Origin of the sequence: Xenorhabdus poinarii G6 (assembly GCF_000968175.1) — a bacterium.
Taxonomy (GTDB): Bacteria; Pseudomonadota; Gammaproteobacteria; order Enterobacterales; family Enterobacteriaceae; genus Xenorhabdus; species Xenorhabdus poinarii.
In genome coordinates this window covers 1,522,586-1,535,479 of sequence record NZ_FO704551.1, presented here as the reverse complement: position 1 = coordinate 1,535,479, position 12,894 = coordinate 1,522,586, and the positions used below count along the sequence as shown (strand labels likewise).

The following is a 12,894-nucleotide window of genomic DNA, read 5'->3' as shown; positions in this document are numbered from 1 at the left end:
TTTAGTTGATTGTTTAAATATTATTTTACTCATATACTCGTATACTCATGAAGACTCAATTATTCTAATAACTTGGCATTTTAGGTTATTCATAACGCTGAATCTCTATCTAATTTCAGGATTAATAAGATATATATGATTTTTATTTCCAAATAAATTTGGATAGGTTTAATATAATAAAAATCATCAACAAATGACACTGAAGAATTCCATCACAAAAATGTTGGAGAGTTTGGAGAGTATATGAGTTCATCTTTCATTGAAGACAAAAAGTCAATCACCGATTCTTGGCACCGAATCGCTTATGAATTACTTCAGGAAGCTGATATCGAGATCAACGGCAGTCGTCCTTTTGATATAAGCATTAAAAATCCCAATTTTTATAAGCGTGTATTGAAAGAGGGTTCTCTGGGCTTGGGTGAGAGTTATATGGATGGCTGGTGGGAATGTGATCGCCTTGATATTTTCTTTTATAAAATATTACGGGCAGATCTGGAACATCGTATACCGCAAAATGCCAGAGATATTTTCAGAATAATTATTTCTCGTATGTTTAATTTACAGTCACCCAAACGGGCCTGGATTGTCGGTAAGGAACATTATAATTTAGGCAATGACCTTTTTACCCGGATGCTTGATCCTCATATGCAGTATTCTTGCGGTTATTGGAAAGAGGCCAATACACTAGAAGAAGCACAATCCCATAAGCTCCGTCTGATTTGCGAAAAACTCCAATTATCCCCTGGTATGACTTTATTGGATATCGGTTGTGGGTGGGGAGGATTAGCCGCTTATGCAGCAAAAAATTACGGTGTCTCGGTTACAGGGGTAACGATTTCAGCCGAGCAGCAAAAATATGCACAGGAACATTGCAAAGATCTCGATGTCAAAATTATCCTTGAAGATTACCGAGACCTTAACCTTCAGTTTGATCGTATCGTCTCTGTTGGTATGTTTGAGCACGTCGGTCCGAAAAATTATGACCATTACTTCAATATTGTGAAAAAAAATCTGACTCCTGATGGGCTATTCCTGCTCCATACCATCGGTTCCAATATTGATAAACTCGGCGCTGATGCCTGGATCAGTAAATATATTTTCCCGAATGGCTGCTTACCATCCATCCCTAAAATTGCCAAAGCAACCAATGGAAAGTTTATCATGGAAGACTGGCACAATTTTGGCGCAGATTATGACCGAACTCTCATGGTATGGTATGAGCGATTTATTGCCACCTGGCCTGAAATAAAAGATAACTACAGCCCGCGCTTCAAGCGAATGTTCAGCTATTACCTTAATGCCTGCGCAGGCGCATTCCGCGCAAGAGACATTCAGCTATGGCAGATAGTGTTCAGTCCACGAGGCATTGAGAAAGGATTAAGAGTTCCTAGATGAGGGACGTTCTTTTCGAAATAACGCTTCCGTTTAGCGGGAAAATGACAGAAATATTATTTCTGTATTTTCCCCATTCTATAAAAATTAGGTTTTTGTCAACGTGACAGTGTAATCTGGAAACACGTTTTGACTCTTCTTATTGCTTTTGAGCTTGTAACATTAATTTTTCCTGCTCTTTCTGGATCATAACCCGTTCAACGGTATCTACAACCGATTGAGTTTGTGGATCAATTTCAATATTAACTTTTTCTCCCAATCGTTTTTTGCCCAGGGTTGTGCGCGCCAATGTTTCCGGAATCAAATGAACACTGAAACGATTATTGACAACATCACCAATGGTCAGACTGATCCCATCAATACCAATAAATCCTTTGTGCAAGATATATTTCATCAATGACTTATCGTGAATTCGGAACCATATTTCATGGTTATTCTCCGAAGTAAATATTTTGGCAATTTCTGCGGTAGTCATGATATGACCGGACATCAAATGTCCGCCAATTTCATCACCAAATTTAGCCGCTCTTTCCAGATTGACTAAATCACCGGTTTTAAGTTCACCAAGGTTGGTTAGACGCAACGTTTCTTTCATTAAATCAAAGCTGATGAGGTCACCATCAATTTTAGTCACAGTCAGACAACAACCATTGTGGGAAACAGAAGCACCTGTCTCTATGCCGGATAATAATTCGGCCGGAAATTTAACAACATGAGTCCGAAAGTGCGTTTTTTCATCAATGGCAACTATCGGCGCTTTTCCCTGAACGATACCTGTAAACATGGTAACCTCTTAAATTATGTCATCTAACGGATTAGACCCACTCACTATGTTTAAACACAATGCTGTTTAACACACGATGCTAATTGAAAATTCTCCGGTTGAGTTTAGTTTCAGTTGAGGATTGCTTCAATCATATTGTCCTATTTGTTGAGTATAATCATCGTACAATGATTGGATTAATAAAATGAGTTCTATACAATGTGAACGCTTATAAGCGACATATTTTTCATTAACATCGTTTGCTCGCACAAATATTTCTTTTTCTCATTCATTTTCAATCAAAAAGGTGTAGTACGTGCAGAAATATTTAAATGAAGCGCGTAGTTTGCTCGCTCTGGGGATCCCCGTTGTCATTGCACAATTTTCACAAACTGCGATGGGTTTCGTCGATACAGTCATGGCTGGTAAAGCCGGGGCTGTTGAGATGTCAGCCGTTGCCGTCGGTACATCAATCTGGCTGCCAACCATTTTGTTTGGTCATGGGTTATTGCTTGCCTTGACACCGATTGTGGCACATATGAATGGATCAGGTCAGAGAAAGAATGTTGCCAGTCAAATCCAACAAGGATTCTGGCTTGCCGCTTTCCTTTCTGTCCTGACTATTGCCGTATTGTATAACAGTCGATTTATTATCGAATCACAGCATAATATTGAGCCGGCCCTGGCACAAAAAGCCACCGATTTTATCCACGCCATTATGTGGGGAGCACCAGGCTATTTGTTCTATCTCGTCTTACGCGGCCAATGCGAGGGACTATCGAAAACAAAACCAGCAATGATCATTGGTGTTGCTGGATTACTGGTGAATATTCCCGTTAACTATATTTTTATTTACGGTAAATTTGGTGCGCCTGCATTAGGCGGTGTGGGGTGCGGGGTTGCAACCGCAACGGTTTATTGGGTGATGTTCCTGTTGCTGCTTGCATTCGTAAAATTCGCCCCTTCCCAAAAGGATATCCAGACATTCCACGCTTTTGCCGCACCCAAATGGCATATGCAAAAACGGATTGTGCAACTTGGTTTACCTATTGCTTTAGCGATGTTCTTTGAGGTTACGCTATTTGCGATTGTCTCATTGTTGGTTTCTCCACTCGGTGTCGTTGCCGTTGCCGGACATCAAATCGCACTCAACTTCAGCTCCATGATGTTTATGTTCCCGTTGTCACTGGGAATAGCAGCAACCATTCGGGTCGGCTATAACCTGGGCCAACAATCAATTGAAGGTGCTAAAATAGCTGCTTACACAAGCATTATTATTGGATTAATACTGGCAGGCATAACGGCGATGTTCACCGTACTGCTACGTGAACATATTGCATTTATGTACAACGATAATCCGGAAGTCGTTATTCTTGCCTCCCATTTGATGCTATTTGCTGCTATTTACCAGCTTTCTGATGCTGTTCAGGTCATTGGATCTGGCGTATTGCGGGGATACAAAGATACCCGTTCTATTTTCTATATCACGTTTATTGCTTATTGGCTATTAGGGTTGCCCAGTGGCTACATTCTCGCGTTAACTGATTATGTTACTGAACCGATGGGGCCACAGGGTTTCTGGATTGGCTTCATTATTGGCTTAACGGCATCGGCATTGATGATGGGTTACCGTATCCTATGGACACAAAAACAACCTGCTCATTATGTTCTGAAACGTTCTACTCATTAATTTACTGTCTTTCAGTATATTAAGTTATCAGCACCAAGGGGAAAAGCAGCAAATTCACACTAAACGATGCAATTGCGAGCAATTAAACGAGAATTTGCATTTTCTCCTTGCCAGAAAGCACATCGCCCGTTAATATTCAGCCCCGTTGTCAAACACGGAAATTTAAATTGCGTCCGTAGCTCAGTTGGTTAGAGCACCACCTTGACATGGTGGGGGTCGGTGGTTCGAGTCCACTCGGACGCACCAAATATCCGGTTGATAATAAATCTATTCTATGTGCGTCCGTAGCTCAGTTGGTTAGAGCACCACCTTGACATGGTGGGGGTCGGTGGTTCGAGTCCACTCGGACGCACCATTATTCTTTGATTCTTGCACTACTCTTCTATTCTTAAATTTCTCATCCTGGTAAGATTCCGATATAGTTTCACCTATAACACGGCTGAATCAGCACACTAAAAAAAACTTTTATTCTACTTGCGCAACAACTAACGAATTTCTTTAACATGAAGTAAGGTTATTTTTCTTTTCCGTATGTAAATCTTTTCAAGAACTATTTTTTTGATTCATTTCACAGAAATTAGTCTCTATAATACGCTTATGTCATAAGTTGAATGGTTTCAGCAAACTAATTTACCGAATCCAGAAAAAATTACAGATGATTAGTCGAACTCAATCCACAGGTCTGCACAAACCTGACTTCACACAGAAAAACCATTTGACGCTTTCTGCTCTCCATTTTCTATTGCTTATTATGTTGCGCAACGACAACACCGGTGATCCCAGCATAGATAAAATCAATGGTTGGCGGTTCCCTCTTTTAACCCACAAAAACCAGTAGATAGATTGTCATGAAAAAAACCAAAATTGTTTGTACTATCGGGCCAAAAACAGAATCCGAAGAAAAATTAACCGAATTGCTTAATGCGGGCATGAATGTGATGCGCCTGAACTTTTCTCACGGTGACTACGAAGAGCACGGTCAACGCATTAAAAACATTCGCGCAGTGGTCGCTAAAACCGGCAAAAAAGCCGCCATTTTACTAGATACTAAAGGCCCTGAAATCCGCACCATGAAACTGGAAGATGGCAATGATGTCTCCCTGACAGCTGGCCAGACTTTCACCTTTACAACCGATAAATCCGTTATTGGCAACCGAGATCGTGTCGCTGTGACTTATGCCGGATTACCAGACGATCTGAAATCAGGAAATACGGTATTAGTTGATGATGGTCTGATCGCCATGACGGTGAAAGACGTGACCGCGACTGAAGTCATCTGTGAAGTGTTGAACAATGGTGATTTAGGCGAAAACAAAGGGGTTAACCTGCCAAATGTTTCCATCAACTTACCCGCATTGGCCGAGAAAGATAAACAAGATTTGATCTTCGGTTGTGAGCAAGGTGTTGACTTCGTCGCGGCTTCTTTCATCCGTAAACGCGCTGATGTCCTGGAGATTCGTGAACACCTGAACGCTCATGGCGGCGGACATATCCAAATCATTTCCAAAATCGAAAACCAGGAAGGTCTGAATAACTTCGACGAAATTCTCGAAGCATCTGACGGTATCATGGTTGCCCGCGGTGATTTAGGGGTTGAAATCCCGGTAGAAGAAGTTATCTTCGCGCAAAAAATGATGATTGAAAAATGTAATACCGCTCGTAAGGTTGTGATCACAGCGACCCAAATGCTGGATTCAATGATCAAAAACCCACGCCCTACCCGTGCTGAAGCCGGTGACGTTGCCAACGCAATCTTAGACGGTACCGATGCGGTGATGCTTTCCGGTGAAAGTGCGAAAGGGAAATATCCGGTCGAAGCTGTCTCTATCATGGCGACTATCTGTGAACGTACCGATCGCGTTATGAGCAGCCGCATTGAAAACACCAAAACACAAAAACTACGTGTGACTGAAGCGGTCAGTCGTGGTGCGGTTGAAATTGCAGAAAAACTGGCCTCCCCCCTGATCGTCGTCGCAACTTACGGCGGTAAATCAGCAAGATCTATCCGTAAATATTTCCCTAATGCGCCAATTCTTGCTTTAACGACGAATGAAATCACCGCTCGTCAATTACTGTTAGTTAAAGGTGTTTCCACTCAGCTTGTTAAAGAAATCGCGTCTACCGATGATTTTTACCGTATCGGTAAAGCAGCGGCACTGGCAAGTGGTATGGCACACAAAGGGGATATTGTTGTGATGGTATCGGGTGCATTAGTACCCAGTGGTACAACAAATACCTCTTCAGTTCATGTCCTCTAAAACGAAATAAGTCAGCCACCAGCGCGGTCATCATTTTGAGCCGTGCTGGCAATCATAAAAAGAAGCACGCATTTTGTGCTATTCATGCGGGCTTCTTACCATCCAACAATACATCATTCATGGCGGGAATGAATAAGGCGCATGATCGTTCACACGCTTTTTTTGCTTATTATGCTAAAAAAGTAAATAGAATATACACCCTGTCACCTTTAGGGTTGGACTAGTTAAATCATCTATCAAAAATCATTTTATTGTTAATATACGAAATTTATTTTCTTTTTTTTAAGATAAATAATGATAGAATTTTTCCTATAGCAAAAAATTATTCTCTTTCTAAAATAGATTGTGTAATACTTAGATGGCTATTTGGAGATTAACTTAATCTAGAGGATAATGTGATGAATCGTACTAAAGTTGTATTTGGTGCAGTAATTCTAGCTTCTACTCTGTTAGCAGGCTGTTCAAGCGCAACTAAAGTTGAACAACTCGCCTCTCAGGTACAAACTCTCGGTTCTAAAGTTGACCAGTTGAGCAGTGACCTTAATTCGGTTCGTTCTGATGTACAGTCAGCTAAAGATGATGCGGCGCGGGCAAATCAGCGTCTTAATAACCAAGTTCGTTCATACAAGAAATAATCAGGTAAATAAAGAATAGCGTACAGTAGTACGCTATTCTTTTTGTTGCCCTACTTTCTGATTTGAGCCACCCTCTTAAGGTTCAGATTGATAAACCGGCGTTGGCTGGTGGAGTGGCGGCAATTTAGCCGGTTGAATGGTGGGCGCAACCTCTTTTTCTGTCATTTTATTTTCTTGTTGATGAGTGATAACCAAGCCAGTATTCACTTGTAATGGCATACCTGAGCGACGCATAATGGCCTGATCGACAAGTGCTTCATCGGTTCCACGATCTTCAATAAATTTCATCAAGCCTTCAGAACGTGGGATCGGTATCATTTGCGGATCATCGTTTTCTTTATTTGACAGAGGCTGATGCACTTCCACATAACGCTGACCATCGGGCTCGATTGCATATTTCACCGGTTCATTAATGATTTGAACCCGTGTCCCTCGCGGAACAGTTCGAAACAGACTCTCAATATCATCGGGTCGCAAACGAATACACCCTGAACTCACACGCATACCAATGCCAAAATTGGCATTGGTACCATGGATCAGGTATTCACCATGTCCGGCAGCCAAACGTAACGCAAAATCCCCCATAGGATTATCCGGGCCTGCGGGGACTACGGCGGGTAAAATAATACCTCTGCTTGCATAATCCCGACGAATATTCACGGTTGGTGTCCACGTCGGATGTTTAATCAATTGACTGACCGAGGTTGTCATGGTGGGTGTTTCTCGCCCAAGTTGACCTATTCCAATCGGATACACAACGACAACATCTTTTCCTTGAGGAAAATAGTAGAGTCGAAGTTCCGCCAGATTGACGATAATTCCCTGGCGAGGAGTATCTGGAAGCAGCATCTGTGACGGAATAATCAGCCGGGTTCCCGGGGTAGGTAAATAGGGATCAACGCCAGGATTAGCTTCCAACATCGCCAGTAAACCGATTTTGTATTTCGCTGCAATCGCTTCCAACGAAAGCCCACCATCGGGCACAATATATGTGGCATTTTCACCAATCAGACGACTGTTAGCAGGGGGCAATGGATATTCAATAGCATGGGCTGGATAAGTCATCCCACTGAGCAATAACATACTGCTCAAGAACATGCCGGTAAAAGTTGAAAATCGCTTCATATGCGCTTCCTGAAAAGAATACTTGAGTGTTGATGGTTAATTAATAGCCTACTTAGCCAAACTATGCTATCGCATTCATGGGGGCTACTTTTTTATACCAGAAATATTCTCCAACTGTCCCTGCCAGACACACACTGGCAGAGACAACAACACACAAAACAGTGACAATATTAAGATAAAACAGCCGTTGTCAGGCGGGATGTACAGCACAGTTGTTTTTGATCATTATAGATATCAATCTGCCAAACCTGATGTGAGCGGCCAAGATGGACAGGTTTACAGACCCCTTTGACAACGCCTTCGCGGACAGATTTAAGGTGATTAGCATTAATTTCCACACCGACCACTTTCTGTTCACCTTCAGAACACAGATAACCGGCAAATGAACCGAGTGTTTCAGCCAAAACGACGGATGCTCCCCCATGTAAGATCCCAAATGGTTGTTTAGTTCGTTGATCGACAGGCATGATACCTTCGATAAAATCATCACCAATTTGGGTAAATTCAATCCCTACATGTCTTACGATAGACCCCTCGTTGAATTGATTAAGGGCATCCAAATCGATATTACGCTTCCAAATCATAGCATTATCTCCAATAAGGCTTGTAATGGATGTTTAAGTTGTTTTCCTTCCATACGTTTCACTTGACTACGGCATGAATACCCGGTGCTCAGGCATTGTTCCAAAGACAAATTATTCAGTGTCGGTGCCCATGAAAGTTTGTAGATACCAACAGATTTCGCCAGATTTTTCTTTTCATGACCGTAGGTGCCTGCCATACCACAACATCCAACACTGACATGCGTTAATTGATGACCAAAATGTCGAAAGATCTCAGCCCACTGTTTACCGCTATTCGGTAATGCCGTCACTTCTGTACAGTGCCCCAATAAATACCAGTGATGCCCTGGCATGGAAATGTCACTGACATTTTCTTGTTCCCGCAAAATAGTCGTTAACCATTCATGGACTAATTGAACTGTAAAATTTCCCCTCTGTTTACCAAGAATATCGTTGTATTCATCCCGGTAACACAAAACCAGCGCAGGATCGACTCCAACCATAGGGATATTCAGACGTGCAATCCGATTCAGAAAATCGGCTGTTTTCCCTGCCGTTTTAGCAAACCGATGCAAAAATCCCTTAACATGCTGCGCTTTTCCATTGGGTGAAAATGGCAGTAACACCGGTTTATATCCCAATTTTTCAGCCAATTGCACAAAGTCCGTGACGACTTTTGCATCGTAATAACTTGTAAAAGGATCTTGAACGATAAGCATATGTTGGTCACGCTGAAGGGGGGACAAACCTTCCAACTGTTCCAGTGTGGTCCTGGCTGCATAATGACCAGCAAGCTGTCGTTGTAATGTCGGATAGGAGAGTAAAGGTAAATCAGCCATACCGAGGGTATGCTGGCTAATTGTTTGTACCCAAGGCTGTTTCAGGAAAAAATTAAAGAGCCGGGGGGCTTTTGCCATCAACGGCGTACTGTGCTCAACATTGGCGACAATATGATCGCGCAATGGTCGCAGGTAACGGCTGTGATACAGCGCTAAAAAACGAGAACGGAATGAAGGTACATCGATCTTGATTGGGCATTGTGTGGAACACGCTTTACAGGCTAAACAGCCCGACATCGCCTCTTTAACTTCATGTGAAAAATCATATTCACCTCGCCAGGCCTGCCAACTATTGCGTGTTTTTTCAATCAACCCCCGCAAACTTGGGCGCGCCTGATCCAGTCCCTGTTCCAATAACCGGGGTTCAACACCCTGCTCGGTCAAAAGCCGCAGCCATTCTCTCACTAAAGTCGCCCTGCCTTTGGGGGAGTGTATGCGATGCTGACTGATTTTCATGGATGGGCACATCGGGCTTCTGACATCAAAATTAAAACATAGCCCATTACCATTACATTCCATTGCCCCACGGAATGCGGTTCTGACATTAACCGGTATCGTGCGATCATAAGTTCCACGCTTGGCGGCATCCACGGTCATCATCGGTGCATCTAATCCCATAGGTGGACAAATTTTCCCTGGATTAAGCCGATTAAGTGGATCAAATGCCGCTTTTATCCGACGCAATTCATCATATAAGACTTCGCCGAAAAAAGCCGGGCTATACTCTGCCCGAAACCCCTTTCCGTGTTCCCCCCATAACAAACCCCCATATTTGGCGGTCAAATGAACAATGTCATCGGAAATCTGTTTCATCAATATTTCTTGTTGAGGATCACACATATCCAGCGCCGGGCGTACATGCAAAACACCCGCATCAACATGCCCAAACATGCCGTAATCCAGTTTGTGGCTATCCAACAACTGGCGAAATTCAGTAATATAATCAGCAAGATGCTGCGGAGGCACACAAGTATCTTCAACAAAGGGGATCGGTTTAGCAGAACCTTTGCTATTGCCTAATAATCCAACGGATTTTTTCCGCATGGCATAAATGCGCTCAATATCTATCAAATCGTGGCACGTCTGATAGCCAATAATGCCTGCCTGATTCTGTTCCATCAATTTGTCCAGGCGTAAACACAGCGTTTGCAACTGCTGATCAATTTTTTGCTCATCATTACCGCTGAACTCGACAATATTCAGGCCTTGCATATCCTTATCAGGAACATCAGTAATTAATTCTTTCACTGAATGCCAAATGATATCCTCACGTGCCAGATTAAGTACCTTAGAGTCTACCGTTTCAACGGAAAGCGCCTTAGCCTCCACTAGCAACGGGGCATTGCGCAGCGCAGAATCAAAAGAGTCATATTTGATATTTACCAAACGCCTGGCTTTAGGTAATGGTGTAATATCCAGCGTCGCTTCCGTAATAAAGGCCAGCGTCCCTTCCGACCCCGTCAAAATACGGGTGAGATCAAAAAACTGCATATCATCGCTGAATACATGGCGCAAATCGTATCCTGTCAGAAACCGATTCAGTTTAGGGAACTTCTCAATGATCAATTTCCGTTGTTCACGGCAACGTTCCAAGACCGTTTTATAAACACGACCGGTCGTACTCGCTTCCTGCGCAATCGATTCCGCCAATGCTGTGCTCATAGGACGGGTATCTAACATTTCCCCCCCTAATAAAACAGCTCGGACACCCAATACATGATCTGAGGTCTTACCATAAACCAGTGATCCCTGACCGGAAGCATCCGTATTGATCATACCGCCTAATGTGGCACGATTACTGGTTGACAGTTCTGGCGAGAAAAAATAGCCAAAGGGTTTTAGATATTGATTAAGTTGGTCTTTGATAACACCGGCTTCTACTCTAACCCACCCTTGTTCAGGGTTAATTTCCAGAATACGCTTCATATAACGGGACATATCCACGACAACCCCCTTATTAAGTGATTGTCCATTTGTCCCTGTTCCCCCACCCCGCGGAGCCAATGTCAGGGTTTTAAAACGTTCCTCTCCTGCTACCCTTGCTAACAACACAACATCGGCACTGGAGCGAGGAAATACAACGGCTTGTGGTAGCAATTGATAGATACTGTTATCTGTTGCCATCGTTAACCTATCGGCATAACTACTGGTCGTATCTCCGGTAAAACCCGCTTCTTTGAGTGCAGTCAAATAGTCCTGAGTCAGTTCACTGACATGGGGGGCTTTTAATATACGTGGGATCATTGGCTAATTGCCCCTTATTCTAATAAGTATCCACATTGCTTTATCTATAATACTATCTTAGATAGCACTACTCAGATAATTTTCAGGTTTCTGAGCAGGCAGGTTTTCAACCATATCACAATCTTCATCGATTTTGAGCAACCAATGAAGTAACGTTATATTGATTTACTCTGGAAACTGCCAACTGCCATTTTAATTACTAAGAGAAATAATTTCATGGAAAAATCGCAACCGCACCAAGATTTGCTCAAGCTGCTATTTGCACTATTTTTTATTTTATTGCTCATTACCACCAGCTTTTGGGTTTTAAGCCCCTTTATTTTGGGCTTTATTTGGGCAGGCATGGTGGTTATCGCAACCTGGCCATTATTGAAAAAATTACAGCAACGATTATGGGGAAAACGCTGGATGGCCGTTTCTGTCATGACATTGCTACTGGTCTTATTATTTGTGATCCCGATTGCATTACTTGTCAGCAGTTTATTGGAAAACAGCGCGCCATTGATTGCTTGGGCAAAATCACCTGCTTCTTTTCAACTGCCACAATTGGAATGGCTTAATAGGGTACCTGTTATTGGCGATAGCTTATCGCTTAAGTGGCAGGATTTAGTTGCTGATGGCAGTAACGCACTTCTCAATAAAATTCCGCCTTATATTGGAAAAGCCGCAACGTGGTTTTTTGCCCAAGCAGCCAATGCCGGACGCTTTCTTTTCCACCTGGTTCTCATGGTCATGTTCAGCATATTACTTTATTGGAAAGGCGAGCAGGTCATGCTGGGTATTCGCCATTTTGCTATCCGGCTGGCAGATAAACGGGGGGATGCCGTGGTGTTACTGGCCGCTCAATCCATCCGTGCTGTAGCTCTTGGTATCGTAGTCACCGCGTTGGTTCAGGCTATCGCAGGGGGGATCGGGCTGGCCATTGTGGGCATACCTTATCCGATGCTGTTGACCGTGCTGATGTTTGTCTGCTGTGTTGCCCAGCTTGGGCCTTTACTGGTACTCATTCCCTCTATCGCATGGCTTTATTGGACAGGAGAAACAACCTGGGGCACTATTTTGGTTATCTGGAGTCTGATACTGACCACAATGGATGGCGTTCTACGCCCTTTCTTAATTCGTCTTGGTGCCGATTTACCGATGGTATTAATTCTGACTGGTGTTATCGGCGGAATAATTTCACTGGGCGTTATTGGATTATTTATTGGGCCTGTTGTGCTGGCTGTTTCTTATAGCCTGCTATTGGCATGGATGGATGAAGTTCCTCACCCTAAAGATAAGAGCGTAGATATCGCACAACATTCCGAAAAAAACATTTAAGATAGTCAGATCACTGCACGGGAAAACCCTATTCCCGTGCAATTATCATACGGATAAATACACCA

General features: G+C 43.0%; 9 protein-coding genes and 2 tRNA genes. 7 read left to right on the top strand and 4 right to left on the bottom strand.

Annotated features, from left to right (window positions below; translation table 11 throughout):
• The first annotated feature begins 243 nt into the window (after positions 1 to 243).
• Positions 244 to 1,395 carry a cyclopropane fatty acyl phospholipid synthase gene (gene cfa, locus XPG1_RS07115; protein WP_045958459.1) on the top strand — a complete coding sequence of 384 codons (1,152 nt, stop codon included), beginning with the start codon at positions 244 to 246 and terminating at the stop codon, positions 1,393 to 1,395.
• A gap of 136 nt (positions 1,396 to 1,531) precedes the next feature.
• On the opposite strand, the gene XPG1_RS07110 is transcribed toward cfa, so the two are convergent.
• A complete protein-coding gene (locus XPG1_RS07110) occupies positions 1,532 to 2,176 on the bottom strand; it encodes a riboflavin synthase (RefSeq protein WP_045958458.1) in 645 nt (214 codons plus the stop codon).
• A gap of 295 nt (positions 2,177 to 2,471) precedes the next feature.
• On the opposite strand from XPG1_RS07110, the gene XPG1_RS07105 reads away from it, so the two are divergent.
• The 5 genes from XPG1_RS07105 (at position 2,472) to XPG1_RS07085 (ending at position 6,738) form a co-directional block, all read left to right on the top strand.
• A complete protein-coding gene (locus XPG1_RS07105) occupies positions 2,472 to 3,845 on the top strand; it encodes an MATE family efflux transporter (protein WP_045958457.1) in 1,374 nt (457 codons plus the stop codon).
• Positions 3,846 to 4,014: 169 nt separating this feature from the next.
• Positions 4,015 to 4,091: transfer RNA gene (locus XPG1_RS07100), tRNA-Val, on the top strand.
• Between the two features lie 32 nt (positions 4,092 to 4,123).
• Positions 4,124 to 4,200 (top strand) — tRNA-Val (locus XPG1_RS07095).
• Positions 4,201 to 4,693: 493 nt separating this feature from the next.
• Complete coding sequence (gene pykF / locus XPG1_RS07090) at positions 4,694 to 6,103, top strand: pyruvate kinase PykF (protein ID WP_045958456.1); 1,410 nt, start codon at positions 4,694 to 4,696, stop codon at positions 6,101 to 6,103.
• Between the two features lie 398 nt (positions 6,104 to 6,501).
• Positions 6,502 to 6,738, top strand: a complete 237-nt coding sequence (locus tag XPG1_RS07085) for a major outer membrane lipoprotein (protein ID WP_045958455.1) — start codon at positions 6,502 to 6,504, stop codon at positions 6,736 to 6,738.
• 75 nt (positions 6,739 to 6,813) lie between these two features.
• On the opposite strand, the gene XPG1_RS07080 is transcribed toward XPG1_RS07085, so the two are convergent.
• From XPG1_RS07080 to ydiJ, 3 genes are all read right to left on the bottom strand, one after another.
• Positions 6,814 to 7,863: a L,D-transpeptidase family protein gene (locus XPG1_RS07080; RefSeq protein WP_045958454.1), complete on the bottom strand. Its 1,050-nt coding sequence runs from the start codon at positions 7,861 to 7,863 to the stop codon at positions 6,814 to 6,816.
• A 170-nt stretch (positions 7,864 to 8,033) separates the two neighbouring features.
• Complete coding sequence (locus XPG1_RS07075) at positions 8,034 to 8,447, bottom strand: hotdog fold thioesterase (RefSeq protein ID WP_045958453.1); 414 nt, start codon at positions 8,445 to 8,447, stop codon at positions 8,034 to 8,036.
• Positions 8,444 to 11,509 carry a D-2-hydroxyglutarate dehydrogenase YdiJ gene (gene ydiJ, locus XPG1_RS07070; protein WP_045958452.1) on the bottom strand — a complete coding sequence of 1,022 codons (3,066 nt, stop codon included), beginning with the start codon at positions 11,507 to 11,509 and terminating at the stop codon, positions 8,444 to 8,446. Before ydiJ ends, XPG1_RS07075 begins: the two co-directional genes overlap by 4 nt.
• A 216-nt stretch (positions 11,510 to 11,725) precedes the next feature.
• On the opposite strand from ydiJ, the gene ydiK reads away from it, so the two are divergent.
• Positions 11,726 to 12,829 (top strand): AI-2E family transporter YdiK, encoded by a 1,104-nt coding sequence (gene ydiK / locus XPG1_RS07065; protein ID WP_045958451.1) that lies wholly within the window; start codon positions 11,726 to 11,728, stop codon positions 12,827 to 12,829.
• Positions 12,830 to 12,894: the final 65 nt, after the last annotated feature.

Coding starts and splice junctions, on each gene's coding strand:
- cfa (WP_045958459.1), top strand. CDS start 244: ATGAGTTCATCTTTCATTGAAGACAAAAAGTCAATCACCGATTCTTGG.
- XPG1_RS07110 (WP_045958458.1), bottom strand. CDS start 2,176: ATGTTTACAGGTATCGTTCAGGGAAAAGCGCCGATAGTTGCCATTGAT.
- pykF (WP_045958456.1), top strand. CDS start 4,694: ATGAAAAAAACCAAAATTGTTTGTACTATCGGGCCAAAAACAGAATCC.
- XPG1_RS07085 (WP_045958455.1), top strand. CDS start 6,502: ATGAATCGTACTAAAGTTGTATTTGGTGCAGTAATTCTAGCTTCTACT.
- XPG1_RS07080 (WP_045958454.1), bottom strand. CDS start 7,863: ATGAAGCGATTTTCAACTTTTACCGGCATGTTCTTGAGCAGTATGTTA.
- XPG1_RS07075 (WP_045958453.1), bottom strand. CDS start 8,447: ATGATTTGGAAGCGTAATATCGATTTGGATGCCCTTAATCAATTCAAC.
- ydiJ (WP_045958452.1), bottom strand. CDS start 11,509: ATGATCCCACGTATATTAAAAGCCCCCCATGTCAGTGAACTGACTCAG.
- ydiK (WP_045958451.1), top strand. CDS start 11,726: ATGGAAAAATCGCAACCGCACCAAGATTTGCTCAAGCTGCTATTTGCA.